This window comes from Luteipulveratus mongoliensis (assembly GCF_001190945.1).
GTDB classification, from domain to species: Bacteria; Actinomycetota; Actinomycetes; order Actinomycetales; family Dermatophilaceae; genus Luteipulveratus; species Luteipulveratus mongoliensis.
Genome location: NZ_CP011112.1, coordinates 5,250,326 through 5,265,048, shown reverse-complemented (window position 1 = coordinate 5,265,048; position 14,723 = coordinate 5,250,326). Strand labels below are relative to the sequence as shown.

Annotated in this window: 12 protein-coding genes; 7 read left to right on the top strand and 5 right to left on the bottom strand. The window is 67.9% G+C overall.

Going from position 1 to position 14,723, the window contains the following annotated elements; all coding sequences use genetic code 11:
• Positions 1-20: 20 nt before the first annotated feature.
• Both VV02_RS25055 and VV02_RS25050 read right to left on the bottom strand, forming a co-directional pair.
• The gene (locus VV02_RS25055; RefSeq protein ID WP_083450420.1) at positions 21-1,829 is read right to left on the bottom strand and encodes an MDR family MFS transporter; all 1,809 of its coding nucleotides are present in this window, start codon (positions 1,827-1,829) and stop codon (positions 21-23) included.
• Positions 1,826-2,323, bottom strand: coding sequence for a MarR family winged helix-turn-helix transcriptional regulator (locus tag VV02_RS25050; RefSeq protein ID WP_052596103.1), 498 nt, complete (start codon positions 2,321-2,323; stop codon positions 1,826-1,828). Before VV02_RS25050 ends, VV02_RS25055 begins: the two co-directional genes overlap by 4 nt.
• A 195-nt stretch (positions 2,324-2,518) precedes the next feature.
• On the opposite strand from VV02_RS25050, the gene VV02_RS25045 reads away from it, so the two are divergent.
• A complete protein-coding gene (locus tag VV02_RS25045; RefSeq protein WP_052596101.1) occupies positions 2,519-3,088 on the top strand; it encodes a dihydrofolate reductase family protein in 570 nt (189 codons plus the stop codon).
• A gap of 7 nt (positions 3,089-3,095) precedes the next feature.
• Here the strand turns inward: VV02_RS25045 and VV02_RS25040 are convergent, their stop codons facing one another.
• Complete coding sequence (locus tag VV02_RS25040; RefSeq protein ID WP_052596099.1) at positions 3,096-3,956, bottom strand: maleylpyruvate isomerase family mycothiol-dependent enzyme; 861 nt, start codon at positions 3,954-3,956, stop codon at positions 3,096-3,098.
• Positions 3,957-4,050: 94 nt separating this feature from the next.
• Between VV02_RS25040 and VV02_RS25035 the strand changes: the two genes are divergently transcribed.
• Positions 4,051-6,054: a bifunctional copper resistance protein CopD/cytochrome c oxidase assembly protein gene (locus VV02_RS25035; RefSeq protein WP_245633186.1), complete on the top strand. Its 2,004-nt coding sequence runs from the start codon at positions 4,051-4,053 to the stop codon at positions 6,052-6,054.
• Positions 6,055-6,056: 2 nt separating this feature from the next.
• Positions 6,057-6,869, top strand: a complete 813-nt coding sequence (locus VV02_RS25030; protein WP_052596097.1) for a carbon-nitrogen family hydrolase — start codon at positions 6,057-6,059, stop codon at positions 6,867-6,869.
• A 221-nt stretch (positions 6,870-7,090) separates the two neighbouring features.
• Here VV02_RS25030 and VV02_RS25025 read toward each other — a convergent pair whose 3' ends face one another.
• Positions 7,091-8,947, bottom strand: a complete 1,857-nt coding sequence (locus tag VV02_RS25025) for an NHL domain-containing thioredoxin family protein (RefSeq protein WP_425412291.1) — start codon at positions 8,945-8,947, stop codon at positions 7,091-7,093.
• Positions 8,948-9,026: 79 nt separating this feature from the next.
• Between VV02_RS25025 and VV02_RS25020 the strand changes: the two genes are divergently transcribed.
• Together VV02_RS25020 and VV02_RS25015 are read left to right on the top strand one after the other, a co-directional pair.
• On the top strand, positions 9,027-9,464 hold the full coding sequence (locus VV02_RS25020) for an NfeD family protein (protein WP_052596095.1): 438 nt from the start codon (positions 9,027-9,029) through the stop codon (positions 9,462-9,464).
• Complete coding sequence (locus VV02_RS25015; protein ID WP_052596093.1) at positions 9,457-10,716, top strand: SPFH domain-containing protein; 1,260 nt, start codon at positions 9,457-9,459, stop codon at positions 10,714-10,716. Before VV02_RS25020 ends, VV02_RS25015 begins: the two co-directional genes overlap by 8 nt.
• Before the next feature lie 25 nt (positions 10,717-10,741).
• Here the strand turns inward: VV02_RS25015 and VV02_RS25010 are convergent, their stop codons facing one another.
• Complete coding sequence (locus VV02_RS25010; RefSeq protein WP_052596091.1) at positions 10,742-11,101, bottom strand: DUF427 domain-containing protein; 360 nt, start codon at positions 11,099-11,101, stop codon at positions 10,742-10,744.
• 92 nt (positions 11,102-11,193) lie between these two features.
• Between VV02_RS25010 and pta the strand changes: the two genes are divergently transcribed.
• Positions 11,194-13,272 (top strand): phosphate acetyltransferase, encoded by a 2,079-nt coding sequence (gene pta / locus VV02_RS25005; protein ID WP_052596089.1) that lies wholly within the window; start codon positions 11,194-11,196, stop codon positions 13,270-13,272.
• Positions 13,269-14,477: an acetate kinase gene (locus VV02_RS25000; RefSeq protein ID WP_052596087.1), complete on the top strand. Its 1,209-nt coding sequence runs from the start codon at positions 13,269-13,271 to the stop codon at positions 14,475-14,477. Before pta ends, VV02_RS25000 begins: the two co-directional genes overlap by 4 nt.
• The last annotated feature ends 246 nt before the right edge of the window (positions 14,478-14,723 follow it).

Below are 14,723 nucleotides of genomic sequence, written 5' to 3'. Positions count from 1 at the left end.
TGCTGGGCCGACAACGGGACTCAGGTGCGCGGCCGCCTGTCGTCGTCCTCGGCGTCGCCTTCGTGTGAGCTGCGCTCGTCGGGCAGCTCATCGAGGAGATGCCCGGCGCTGACCTCGGCGCCCATCAGCGCGAAGTCGTCCTTGACCCCGCGCTGGTGCTCCTCCGAGGCCTCGCGGACGGCCTGGCTGGCCGACTGCGAACGCAGCTCGACGTGCGGCATGAGCAGCAGCACGAGGAAGCCGACCAGCATCACGCACGCGGCACACAAGAACACCAGGTCCATCGAGTCGGCGAACCCGACCTTGAACGGGTGCGCGATGACCGAGTTCATCTTGTTGATCACCGAGGAGTCGTCGAGCACACCGCCGAGTGCGCTCTGGCTGCTCGACGTCCCGCTGAGTGCGTCGATGACTCCCTTGTTGAGCGGATTCGCAAGCACCGCAGGGTCGCTCGCCGCCTGGCGGAACGCCGCGGTCGTCGACTCCTCCTTGAAAGCGGTGCCGATGTTGTCGCCCACCGTGCTGAACAGGATGGACAGGAAGATCGCGACACCGAGCGTGCCGCCCGTCTGCCGGAAGAACGTCGCGGCGCTGGTCGCAACGCCGATCTCCTGCGGGGGCACCGCGTTCTGCACGATCATCGTCAGTGGCTGCATGCAGTTGCCGAGGCCGAACCCGAGTATGAACATGAACGTCATCACGAGCGCCAGGTTGGTGTCGGCGCCGACGAAGAGCCACAGCAGCACGAGTCCGACTGTGCCGATTGCTGTTCCGAGGATCGGCAGCCCTCGGATCCGGCCGGTCCGACTGGAGAACTGTCCCGCGATGATGCCGGCGATCATCAGCCCGGCCACCATCGGCAGCATCATGAAACCGGACTTCATCGGCGACGCACCGTGCACGATCTGCATGTACTGCGGGAGGACGACGATGCCGCCGAACATCGCCATACCGACGATCACACTCGCCACGATCGTGACGGACGCTGCTCGAATCTTGAAGATCCGCAACGGAATCAACGCATCCGCACCCATCGCGCGCTCGACCAGGATGAACGCGACGATGCCGATCGCGCCGATGACGTAAGCCGCGACCGAACGGCCCGAGCCCCAGCCCCACTCGCGACCTTGCTCGGCCACGGTCAGCAACGGCACGAGGCCGACGACCAGGCAGACCGCGCCCCACCAGTCGATCCGGGCGTCTCGGCGAGTGTGCTCCAGGTGCAGCGTGTGGTTGACGACGAAGAGCGCGAGGATGCCGAGCGGCACGTTGACGAGGAAGACCCAGCGCCAGCCGGCGATCGCGAAGATCGAGTCAGCCTGTGCGAAGAAGCCGCCGACGACCGGCCCGAGCACGCTGCTCGTGCCGAACACCGCCATGAAGTAGCCGGTGTAACGAGCGCGCTCTCGTGGAGGCACCAGGTCGCCAATGATGGCCAGTACCAACGTCATCAGGCCGCCGGCACCGAGGCCCTGCACCGCGCGGAAGGCCGCGAGCATGTACATCGACGAGGCGAACGAGCACAGCGCGGAGCCGATGATGAAGACCGTGATCGCGAAGAGGAACAGCTTTTTGCGGCCGTAGAGGTCGCCGAGCTTGCCGTAGATCGGGGTCGTGATCGTTGAGGTGATGAGGTACGCCGTCGTCACCCAGGCCTGCAGCTTGAGGCCGTGCAGGTCATCGGAGATGGTCCGGATCGCCGTACCGACAATGGTCTGGTCGAGCGCAGCGAGGAACATCCCCATCATCAGTCCGATGAGGATGGTGAGGATCTGGCGGTGGCTGAGCTCACCGGACGGCGTTGCGCTCTCGGGCGAGGCCGTGGTCACGGGGTCTCCTTGATCGTCGTAGGGGCGGGGCTGGCCGTTGGCTCGTCGAGCCGACGGCGGTGGTCCTGAGCGGTCGTACGCAAGTGGTTGAGGGACGTACGGAGCGCCGCAACTTCGTCGGGACTCCAGTCCTCGAGCAGCCGCTGGAACCACTCGGCGCGGCGGGCGCGGGCCTGGCGTACGACCTCGTGACCTTGCTCAGTGAGTCCGACGAGATGGGCCCGGCGATCGTCAGGATCGGGCAGCCGTTCGACCAGGTCCGCGTCGACCAGGCCGGACACCTGGCGGCTGACGGTGGAGACGTCGTTGCCCACGTGCTCGGCGAGCGTGGACACCCGCATGGAGTCCTGGGTGAGGGTGAAGAGCACGGGGTACGCCGATCGCTCCACCCCCAGCAGGCCGCTGCTCGGGTGCTGCCGGAGGGTGGCCATCGCCTTGATCACGTGGACCATGTCCGTCGCGATCTCATCGGCGCTGTCCAGGTCGGCCGCCATTCACCCCTCCACCAAGTTGATTGCGTCACACAACTATGTACCCGGGCGCTGGGCGCTGGCAAGGCGGGGCGCGTCGAGGGGCATTGCGCGCAGGTCGCTCAAAATCACCGCGCCACCGATGTCGAGATCTGTCGGGCGGCTCCGTCCCAGGGTCAGCCACGACAGCAGTCACACCACGAAACAGGAGATTCCGACATGCGAAAGCTCATCGTCCAGCAGTGGGTCACCGTCGACAACATCGCCGCGGAGGAGGACGGCGGACTCAGCTTTGTGTCCGGAGCACCGTTCGATGACGCCGTCACAGACGACCCTTTCCAGAACAGCATCATGCGCGTCGTCGGCTCGGTCGACACGTTGATTCTTGGCGCGAACACCTACGCCCAGTCCAAGGACTACTGGCCGCAGGCCGAGGACCAGGGCGAGTACGGTGCGAGGCTCAACAAGCTCACCAAGTTCGTCGCCTCGTCGAAGCTGGAGGAGGCGCCCTGGGGTGACTTCCCCGCCGCGACCGTGACGCCCGACGCTGCCGCCACGATCCGGGAGCTCAAGGAGCAGGACGGCAAAGACATCTGGCTGTGGGGGAGCCTCACGCTGATGCGCTCCCTGTTGGAGGCCGGCCTCGTCGACGAGGTCAACCTGCTCGTCACCCCGGCATCACGTGGCAAGGGAACGCGCGTCTTCGAGGACCGCAACGACCTGAAGCTGCTCGAAGCGACTCCCTCGAAGGACGGCGTCCTGCTGCTGCGCTACGAGATCACGAAGTAGCGGCAGCTCATGGTGTGATCGCGAGGGCGTCGAGCAGCCGGTGAGCGAGCTGCTCGTCGCCCTCGGCGGTGTAGTGCAGGTCGTCCGTTGCGATCCGTCCGGCGCCACGACGCGTCAGCGCCTCAGTGGACATCCGGATCGTGGTGACCTGCTCGCCGACGTGACTCACGCCGTCGCCCGAGCCGCCGGCGAAGAGTGGCTCGGCCGCAGGCGTACCGTCCTCGTTCTCGACCACGCGGATGCCCTCGCGTGCGGTGACCGGCCCTGTCGACTCGAGGATCACGGCGGCTCCGACGGGTACGCCGGCCTCGTCGACCGCGCGTCCCGGCAGCGCCGCCATCACGCGCGTCACGAACAGCGCGGCGCCGGGTGAGTCAAGGTTGCCGGGGCGGTCGAGCGCCTGCCGGAGGTCCTGCTCGTGGCACCAGATGTCGATGATGCGGATCGGCAGCATGACCGAGGCCGGCATCGGGGCGAACGGCCCCGGGATGACCGAGTCCAGCGACAGTCCGCTGGAGTGCAGGAACTCCAGCCGCCGCGGGATGACGCGCTTCAGCTCGGCGACGACCTCCTCGCCACTCCACAGGCGGCGTACCTCGACGGCCTGCTCCATGTGGCGACCCATGTCGTGCCGGAGCCAGGGATAGTCGGGCACCTCGACGTCCGGATCGACCTGTCCGTCAAGCGCGGACTCCAGGCCGGAGACGTGTGAGACGTGGTCCTTGACGGTCCAGCCAGGACATGAGGACGGCTGCGCGAAGTCCTCCTCTGAGCACGTCGCAGCGAGGTCGAGCACTGCCTGGGCGGTCTGTGCGTATGCCTCCACCAGCTCCGAAAGCTGCTCCGGTGGAGGGGGATGCGTGGCCATGTCTCGACTCTACTGAGACCACTGACACCCGCCTGCCGAACCAGCAATCACGGCCCATGGGCGGACGAACAGGGAACGTCCTTAGGGTGTCGGGGTGAGCAGTGAGAGCAGCACCGCGCCGAGATCTCGGCTTCAGCCTCGCTGGATCGCTGCCGCGCTCGCGTGCGGAGTGATCGGCGCGTACGTCGGAGTCACGATCACCGGCGCGACCAATGCCCTGGAGCTGAGCGACCCCGGCGTGTTCGTCCGCTGGGCTCTGCCCATCGTCCGCGTCGTCCAGGACGGCGCCGCGGCGCTCACCATCGGCAGCCTGCTGCACGGCGGCCTCCTCATGCCCGAGGCCGCGTCCACCCACCGCCGGGAGCGCGCGGGCCGGATGGCGGCGTACGCCGGACTCACCTGGGGGTGCGCGGCGGTCCTCGGGTGCGTGCTCGTGTACGCCGACATCGCCGGCACCTCGATCGGCTCGTCCGGCTTCTGGTCGGCGGCGTGGACCGGCACCTGGGACCTGGAGGTGCTGCGGGCGCCGGCCGTCTCTGCCGTCATCGCGCTCGTGGTCGGCCTTGTCGCAGTGGTGGATCGCACCCGCAACACCCAGGCGTGGCTGTTCGGCCTGGCGGTCTTCGCGATGCTCCCGCTCGCCCTCGCCGGTCACTCGGCCGGCAGCAGCAGCCACGACGCGGCGGTCAACTCGCTCGCCGTGCACCTGGTCGGCGTGACCGTCTGGGTCGGTGGGCTGCTCGCGCTCCTGGTGATGTGGCCGCGCCTCGGCAAGGCCGCCGCGATCACCGTTCAGCGCTACTCACGCGTGGCCATCTGGTGCTACGTCATGGTGGCGCTCTCCGGCATCCTCAACGCGGCCATCCGACTGGGTGGCTGGGACGGGCTGACCACCGAGTACGGCGCGCTCGTCATCCTCAAGAGCGCACTGCTCGTCGTGCTCGGCGGGTTCGGCTACCTGCAGCGCGAGCGGGTCGTCGCGCGGTTGCACGCGCAGCCGGCCGACGTGCCGTCCAAGGCCCTGTTCGCCCGCCTCGCGAGCGTCGAGGTCGGCCTCATGGGCGCCGCGATCGGCCTCGGCGCGGCGCTCTCACGATCCCAGCCGCCGGTCAACGAGCTCGTGCAGTCGGCCGATCCGGCTCTGCAACGCACGGGCTATCCGACGCCGCCCGACTTCGAGCCGTCGGCCTTCTGGACGATGTGGCGCACCGAGTGGCTGTTCACGTCTGTCGCCGTCGTGGCGATCGGGCTCTACCTGTCCTGGGTCTGGCGGTTGCGCAAGCGTGGCGACGCCTGGCCGATCCAGCGCGTCATCACCTGGGTGCTCGGCTGGCTGATCTTCCTGTACGCCGTCGACAGCGCCGTGGGCATCTACGGGCACGTGATGTTCTCGGTGCACATGGTCGAGCACATGGCCATCTCGATGATCGTGCCGATGCTGTTGGTGCTGGGCGCTCCGGTCACTCTTGCTCTGCGTGCGCTGCCGATCCGCAAGGACTCGACGCTGGGCCCGCGCGAGCTGCTGCTGGCAGCCGTCCATTCGCGGGTGCTCAGCGCGCTGGGCAACCCCGTCGTAGCCGCGGTGCTGTTCTTCGCCAGCCTCATCGTCTTCTACTACTCGCCGCTGTTCGGCAGGGCGTTGGAGACGCACACCGGCCACGTGCTGATGATCGTGCACTTCCTGCTGACCGGCTATCTGTTCGCGTGGGTGCTGGTCGGGATCGACCCCGGACCGCGCAAGTGGCCTGCGCCCATTCGCTTGCTGGTGCTGCTGATCACGGTCGCGGCGCACGCGTTCTTCGGCGTCGCGCTGATGACCGGCACGGGTCTGCTGGCGCCTGACTTCTTCACCGCCCTCCAGCTGCCGTGGGTGCCGGACCCCCTCGAGGACCAGCGCGCCGCCGGCGGTGTCGCCTGGGGCACCGGTGAGCTGCCGACCCTGATCCTCGCGTTGCTGGTGACGGCAGACTGGTTGCGGCAGGACACGGCCGAGGGCAAACGTCAGGCACGACAAGCTGATCGTGACGACGACGCCGAGCTCAAGGCGTACAACGAGTACCTCGCCTCTCAAGCCCGACGGACTCAGCCCAAGGAGTGACCATGCGTGTTGCGTTGATCCAGCTGTCGTACGACGACTCCGAGTCGGTCGAGGAGCGCACCTCCCGCGTCGTCGGACTCGTGCGCGAGCAGGCGGGCCACGACCTCGTGGTGCTGCCCGAACTGTGGCCGATGGGCGGGTTCGACTACCGCGCGTGGTCGGAGAAGGCGCAGACCACGAACGGCGCTGTGGCACAAGCGCTTTCGCAGGTCGCGGCTGAGATCGGTGCCGTCCTGCACGGCGGCTCGATCGTCGAGCGACCTTCGGGGGAGACCGGTCCGGAAGGCAAGGATCTCTGGAACACCTCTTTGGTGTTCGACGCCCAGGGTGAGCTGGTGACGACGTACCGCAAGATTCATCGTTTTGGCTTCGCGGGTGGTGAGCCGAAGCTCATGGAGGCCGGCGCGGACCTCGCGCTGATCGATCTGCCCGACGGGTCTCGGGCTGCTCTTTCGACGTGCTACGACCTGCGGTTCCCGGAGCTCTACCGTGCCCAGATCGACCAGGGCGCAACGGCATTCGTGATCCCAGCCGCGTGGCCGATGGCTCGGGTGGAGCACTGGCGGCTGCTGCTGCGAGCGCGTGCGATCGAGGACCAGGCGCTGGTGATCGCGTGCAACACAGCTGGTACGCATGCGCGTACCGAGATGGGCGGCCACAGCGCCGTCATCGGACCGGGCGGCGAGAACTTGGCCGAAGCCGGCGAGGGCCAGGAGGTGCTGTCCGTCGACATCCCCGACCGGCTGGTGGCTGACGCGCGCGAGACCTTCCCCGTCCTCGCCGACCGCCGCCTCAACCAGCGGTCGTCTCGCTGAGGGCGGTGGGGTATCGGGGACATGTACAACCTCGTTGTAGATATCCGCAACAAGGTTGTACTTCTCCACAGACCCCTTGCGACCTGACCGCGACACGCCCGACCCACCGCTGGTCGAGTAGCCGGAGCGCTAGCGGAGGCGTATCGAGACCAGGTGCCCGCGCGCAGCTGGTCTCGATACGGCTCGCCCTTGGGGCTCGCCTACTCGACCGGCGAGGTGAGTCAGACGCCGCGGAGGTCGAGTCTGAGCTCGGTTGGAGCGTCGTCCTTCAGCGCGACCGGAATGCCCCAGTCCTGCTGGTACAGATGACAGGCGGCGTGCTCGGGCACCTCACCCGTCACTGGATCGCCATCGCACGCAGCGGCTCGCACCGAGATGTGCAGCGTGCCTGACTCGACGGCCGGATCCAGGTCGAGCGTGCGCGTGAGTCCCGTTGCGGTGCCTGCGCCTTCGCGGATCAGCGACTCAGGCGTGGACGACACCATCAGCTGCGTCGGGTCGCCCCACCGCTTGTCGAGCTTCTGTCCCGTCGGCGGCTCGAACGCGACCACCAGATCCACGGCGCCGTTCGCGAGCGCGGTGGGCGGACGTTGCATCTGGTGCGCCTGCCCGTCGACCTGCTGCGCATCAGCGGGCACGGCGACGCGCGTGATCCGGTGTGCAGCCGATTCCACGACGGCTAGGTGTACCCCTTCGTCGGTTGAGTCGTCGATCGCCAGGGCGTCGCTCGGCTCGGCCAGGTCCGTCGCCAGCGTGGTCACCTCTCCGGTGTGAGGGTCGAAGCGGCGGATTGCGCCGTTGTAGGTGTCACTGATCGCGACGGACCCGTCCGGCAGCTCGGTGACGCCGAGCGGATGCTGGAGCAGCGCCTTCGAGGAAAGCCCGTCCACGTGACCGAAGTCGAAGAGCCCCTGACCAACGTGGGTGGTGACCTCAAAACCGTTGTCCGTCAAGGTGATCGACCGCAGGGCCGACGTCTCAGAGTCGGCGACCCAGACCCGCTGCCCATCTGCGGAAGCGGTCAGCCCCGACGGCTGAGCAAACCAGGCCTCATCGGCGGCGCCGTCGCGAATGCCCTCAGCGGACGTACCAGCCAGGACCGCGACCGTGCTGTCAGCCGAGTCGGGCGCGAGGTGCAGCGCCCACAGCTGATGGGTGCCCGCCATGGCGATGACGACGCGGTCGATCCACCACGCGACGTCCCACGGCGTCGAGAGGTCTTGCTTCAGCGCCGGCCCGCTCCCGGACCGCTCTCGCAGCTGCTGACCGGTGCCGGCAAGTGCGCGAATTGCACCGTCCGCCAGGCGGATTCCCTTGATCTGGTGGTTGACGCTGTCAGCGACGACGACGTCGTAGCCGAGCCGTTCGGCGACGTCAGTCGGCAGGACGAGCAACCCCTGCGGCTCGTTGAAAACCTCAGGCCCGCCGTAGCGCGCCCGCACCGTCGACAGGTCCTCCTCGAGGTGCACCACCTGATGGTGCGCAGTGTCGGACACCAGCACGGACCCGTCACCCACGGCTACCAACTTGCCCGGGAACCGGAGCGCACTCGAGGGAGGCGGGGGCGCGACGTACGGCCCGTCCCCGGCTCGCAAGGTGCCCTTCGCATCGTGCTCGGCCAACAGCTCCTCGACCAGCACGGACAGCCCGTGCGCGTGGCCCTCGCCGGACATCTGCGCGACCACGTAACCCTCGGGATCGATGACGACGAGCGTCGGCCAGGCGCGGGCGGTGTACGCCTGCCAGGTCTTCAGGGACGGGTCGTCGAGGACCGGGTGATGGACGGCGTACCGCTCGACCGCGGCGACGAGCGCGTCCGGGTCGGCCTCGTGCTCGAACTTCGGCGAGTGCACACCGATGAGCACCAGCTGGTCGGCGTACTTCTCCTCCAACGGCCGCAGCTCATCGAGGACGTGCAGGCAGTTGACGCAGCAGAACGTCCAGAAGTCGAGCACCACGACCTTGCCGCGCAGGTCTTCGAGGCTGACGTCGCGGCCGCCGGTGTTGAGCCAGCCGCGCCCCTCCAGGCGAGGGGCGCGTACGCGGACTCGGCTACGGATCGTGTCGCTCACACCCATAGCCAACCCGGCGGCGTGCCGATTGCTTCCGGAGCGCGACGTCCAGGCTCACGACAGGCGCGCGGCGTAGTGTCGAATCATGTCGGCCTTGCTGTGGTTCATCGCGGCGCTCGGCCTGGCAGCTGCGGAGCTGCTGGGCGCCGAGTTCGTGCTGCTGATGCTTGCGGGCGGCGCGCTCGGCGGAGCTGCTACAGCGGCGGCCCTGCCGGACAACCACTGGCTGCCGTTCATCGTGTTCGCGCTGATCAGCGTGCTGCTGGTCGTGGTGGTCCGACCGCCGCTCCTGCGTCACCTCAACCGGCTCGAGCCGCCAGACGTCGGAATGCGTCGCGTCCTCGGTGCGCCGGCGACCGTGCTGGTCGTCGTGAACGAGAACGCCGGCGAGGTGAAGGTCCGCGGTGAGGTGTGGTCGGCCCGCACAGTCGAAGGTGAGCCGCCGATCGAGGTCGGCACAGAGGTCACGGTCACCGAGATCCGTGGCGCAACCGTCTATGTGACAGGGGAATTCCATGGATGACGTCCCAGTAGGTCTCATTGCGATGGGGGTCCTGGCCCTCCTGGTGGTCATCGCGGTCATCCAGGCGATCAAGGTCATCCCGCAGGCCCAAGCCGCCGTGATCGAGCGGCTGGGTCGTTACAACCGTACGACGGAGGCCGGCGTCACCTGGCTCGTCCCGTTCATCGACCGCATCCGTGCGCGCGTCGATCTGCGCGAGCAGGTCGTGTCGTTCCCGCCGCAGCCGGTCATCACCGAGGACAACCTGACGGTCTCGATCGACACGGTCGTCTACTTCCAGGTCACCGACCCCAAGGCCGCGGTCTACGAGATCGCCAACTACATCGTCGCGGTCGAGCAGCTCACGACCACCACCCTGCGCAACGTCGTCGGTGGCATGAACCTTGAGCAGGCCCTCACCAGCCGCGACGCGATCAACACCCAGCTGCGCGGCGTCCTCGACGAGGCGACCGGCAAGTGGGGAATCCGCGTGGCTCGCGTCGAGCTCAAGGCCATCGACCCGCCGCCCTCCATCCAGGACTCGATGGAGAAGCAGATGCGCGCCGACCGTGACAAGCGCGCGGTGATCCTGACCGCAGAGGGCGCGCGGGAATCGGCCATCAAGACCGCCGAGGGCCAGAAGCAGGCCGCCGTGCTGACAGCCGAAGGCGCGAAGCAGGCGGCGATCCTGACCGCCGAGGGCGAGCGGCAGTCGGCGATCCTGCGGGCCGAGGGTGAGCGCGCATCCCAGTTCTTGCGGGCTCAGGGCCAGGCCAAGGCGATCGAGAAGACCTTCGCCGCGATCAAGCAGGGCAAGCCCACACCCGAGCTGCTCGCCTACCAGTACCTCCAGACCTTGCCGACCATGGCTCGCGGCGATGCCAACAAGGTGTGGATGATCCCGAACGACTTCGGCAAGTCGCTGCAGGAGATGGCTCAGGCATTCGGCAAGAAGGGCGACGACGGCGTATTCCGTTACGAGGCAGGCGAACCCGACGCCGACGCTCCCAAGCCGGGCGATGTCGATGAGGACGTGAAGGACTGGTTCGCATCGACGACGGCGGATGCCGCGCTGGACGCTGTCCGCAAGGCCGAGGCCGCGGCGCAGATGCCCGTCGATGAGGCTCCACTCACCGCACCGCGCCCTCGGCCGATGGCCGATCCCGGCGCCGAGCCGCCGCTCACGCTTGCGTCACCGCCGGCCGCGACGCCGCAGCCCACCCCGGAACCTCCTGCGACCGGAGCATCGCCCGAGGACGAGACGTCGTCCTGACGGCGACCGGCGGTCGTACGGCAGGTCAGCTGACGCGTACCTCGGCGACGGTGTCGTAGAACGAGATGTGGTCCTTGATCGGAGCGACGGCCTCGAGTGGCTCGGGGTACGCCCACGCGACGTCGGCGCGCTCGTTGCCCTCGTCGTCGGAGAAGGTCCAGTACGACGCCTCACCCTTGTAGGGGCAGGTCGTGTGTGTCTGCGTTGCTCGGAACGTGTCGAGCCGGACGTCTTCCGGCGGCAGGTAGTAGCGGACGGGGTAGCCCGTCTCGTGCACGAGGAGGGGTCGAGTGCTGTCCGCGACGGTCACGCCGTCGATCACGACGGTCACGTGCGCTGTGCCCTGCTCCACACTGACGCTATGGGTCGTTTTGGTCTCAGGCATCACGAGCTCCTCTGATCGGTAGGGACGTCCTCCTCGACAACCCCGGACCCGCCGCCCTGATTCCGGCTCGCCCCGCGCCTTAACCTGGGCGCATGTCGCGCAGCGTCTACATCACCTCGACCGAGGGTGAGACCGGCAAGTCGACCATCGCGCTCGGACTGCTCGACCTGCTGTCGCGTGAGGCGAGCAGTGTCGGGGTGTTTCGGGCCGTCACGGCGACCGACGATCACCACGACCCCGTCATCGACCTCCTGGCCTCGCACGCGGGTGTGGACCAGACGTACGAGGAGTCGATCGGCGTCACCTACGACCGGCTGCACGACAACGAGCCGGAAGCGCTGGGCGAGATCGTCGACCGCTTCCACCGGCTGGCCGCGCGCCGAGACGTCGTCGTCGTCCTGGGCAGCGACTTCACTGACGTCGCCAGCGGCACCGAAGCTGCACTCAACGCCCGCATCGCCGCCAACCTCGGCAGCCCCGTCGTCCTCGTCGTTCAGGGCAAGGACCGCAGCGTCGACGACCTCGTCGTCGCGACCGAGTCCGCCTGCGACCAGCTGCGGGAGGAGCACGCCCTGCCTGTCGCTCTGGTCGCCAATCGCGTGAATCCTGAGCTCCTCGAGGACGTACGCGCCCGTCTGTCGTCGTTGCCGGAGGCCGGCGGTGCGCCGCTGCTCGGGGTGCTCCCCGAGGTTCCGTTGCTCGTCGCGCCCACAGTGCGCAGCATCATGGCCGCGTGCGATGGTCGACTGCTGCGCGGCAACGAGGAATGGCTGGACCGTGAGGCGCGCGGCTTCGTCATCGCGGCCATGTCCATGCCCAACGTGCTGACTCGGCTGGTCGAGGACGTCACGGTCATCGCCCCCGGTGATCGGTACGACGTGCTGCCGGGTCTGGTTCTCGCGCACCAGTCGGGCACGTTCCCGGCCCTGTCCTCGGTGGTGCTGACCGGCGGCTACCACCCGCCGGAGTCGATCATGCAGCTCATCGACGGCGCACAGCTCGACCTGCCGCTGATCCTCACGGAGCTCGGCACCTTCGACACCACTACTCGTCTCGCGGCCACGAAGGGCGCGCTGTCGTCGGGCAGCAAGGTGAAGCGGCAGACCGCGTTGCGCACCTTCGCAGAGGCGGTCGATGGCGCAGCCCTCCTGCAGGCCATCGACGTGGCCGAGGCGACCGCGGTGACTCCGCTGATGTTCGGCCACCGCCTCCTGGAGCGGGCCCGTAGCGACCGCCGCCGGATCGTGCTGCCCGAGGGCGATGATCCGCGCATCCTCCAAGCCGCGGATTCCCTTCTGCGACAAGGGGTTGCCGATCTCATCCTGCTCGGCGACGAGACCACGCTGCGCGCCAAGGCGTCCGCGGCCGGCGTCGACATCGCCGACGCCACGATCATCTCGCCGACCGATCCGGCATACGTCGAGCGCTACGCCACGGTCTACGCCGAGCTGCGCGCCCACAAGGGGATGACTGTCGAGAAGGCACGCGAGGTCATCACTGACGTCTCCTACTTCGGCACATTGATGGTCCACCTCGGCGAGGCCGACGGCATGGTGTCCGGTGCCACCCACACGACGGCGCACACGATCAAACCATCGTTCGAGATCATCAAGACCGTGCCGGGCACTTCGATCGTGTCGAGCGTGTTCCTGATGTGCCTGGCCGACCGCGTCCTCGTCTACGGCGACTGCGCCGTCAACCCCGACCCCACCGCCACCGAGCTCGCCGACATCGCCATCTCGTCCGCTGCGACGGCTGAGCAGTTCGGGACAGCCCCGCGCATCGCCATGCTGTCGTACTCCACAGGCACGTCCGGTGCCGGAGCGGATGTCGACAAGGTGCGCGAGGCAACCGATCTCGTACGCCAGCGACGCCCAGATCTGTTGGTAGAAGGGCCGATTCAGTACGACGCCGCCGTCGACCCGAGCGTCGCGCGCACCAAGATGCCCGACTCGGATGTGGCCGGACGCGCAACCGTGCTGATCTTCCCGGACCTCAACACGGGTAACAACACCTACAAGGCGGTGCAGCGAAGTGCGGGCGCCATCGCAGTCGGGCCGGTGCTGCAAGGCCTCAACAAGCCCGTCAACGACCTGTCGCGTGGAGCGCTCGTCGACGACATCATCAGCACGGTCGCCATCACTGCCATCCAGGCCCAGGGAAGATCATGACCACGCCTCAGCGCGTCCTCGTCCTCAACGCCGGGTCGTCGTCGCTGAAGTTCCAGGTGGTCGACCCGTCGTCAGGGGAAGCGTCGGCCAAGGGTCTGATCGAGCGGGTTGGCGCATCCGGATCAACGATCTCCCTGACCGTGGATGGCGAGGAGCACGAGGCGAAGGCGAAGGTGCCCGACCAGGCAGCCGCTCTCGAGCTGATGCGTACGACGTTGGCTGAGCGTGGTGTCGACCTCGCCTCGTGTGGCCTGGTGGCTGTCGGACATCGGGTCGTCCATGGCGGCCGCAAGCTCACTGAGCCGACCGTGGTGGACCGAGCGGTGCTCGCCGAGATCGATCGGGCGGCCAAGCTCGCTCCGCTGCACAACCCGGCCAACGCCGACGGAATCCGTAACGCTGCCAAGGCCTTTCCCGAGCTTCCTCAGGTCGCGGTCTTTGACACGGCGTTCTTCTCGGAGCTGCCGCCTGCTGCGTCGACCTATGCGATCGACCACCGTCTGGCCGAGAAGCACGCGATCCGGCGCTATGGCTTCCACGGCACCTCGCACGAGTACGTCTCCCAGGAGGCCGCTAGCTTCCTCGGTCGCGACGTCACCGAGATCGACCAGATCGTGCTGCATCTCGGCAACGGCGCGTCGGCGTCGGCGATCCGTGGCGGGCTGCCGGTCGACACCTCGATGGGCCTGACGCCGCTCGAGGGACTCGTGATGGGGACGCGCGGGGGAGACGTCGACCCTGGCGTACTCCTCCACCTGCACCGCGTCGCCGGCCTGGATGTGAGCGCGCTCGACGCGCTGCTCAACAAGAAGTCCGGTGTCCAAGGCATCGCTGGGATCAGCGACTTCCGTGACCTCACCACGGCTGCTGACGAGGGTGATGAGAAGGCGCGGCTCGCCCTCGATGTCTATCTGCATCGGCTGCGAAAGTACGTCGGTGCGTACCTCGCTGTCCTCGGCGGCGCGGACGTGATCACCTTCACCGCTGGGGTCGGCGAGAACAGCGCGGTCGTCCGTGCTGGTGCCTTGAAAGGCCTGGAGCGCCTGGGGATTCGCATCGACGGCCGGCGCAACAAGGCCAAGAGTCGCCAGGCTCGCATCATCTCAACTGACTCCTCCGACGTGACCGTGCTGGTCGTCCCCACGAACGAAGAGCTGGCCATAGCCCGCCAGTCCCTCGCCGCCATCCACACGCTGGTCGAGTAGCCGGAGCGCCAGCGGAGGCGTATCGAGACCAACTGACCGCGCGCACCGGGTCTCGATACGGCTCGGCTAGCGCCTCGCCTACTCGACCAGCGATACCTCGCTGGTCGAGTAGCCGGAGCGCCAGCGGAGGCGTATCGAGACCAGGTGACCGCGCGCACCGGGTCTCGATACGGCTCGTTCCTCGCCTACTCGACCAGCGATACCTCGCTGGTCGAGTAGCCGGAGCGCTAGCGGAGGCGTATCGAG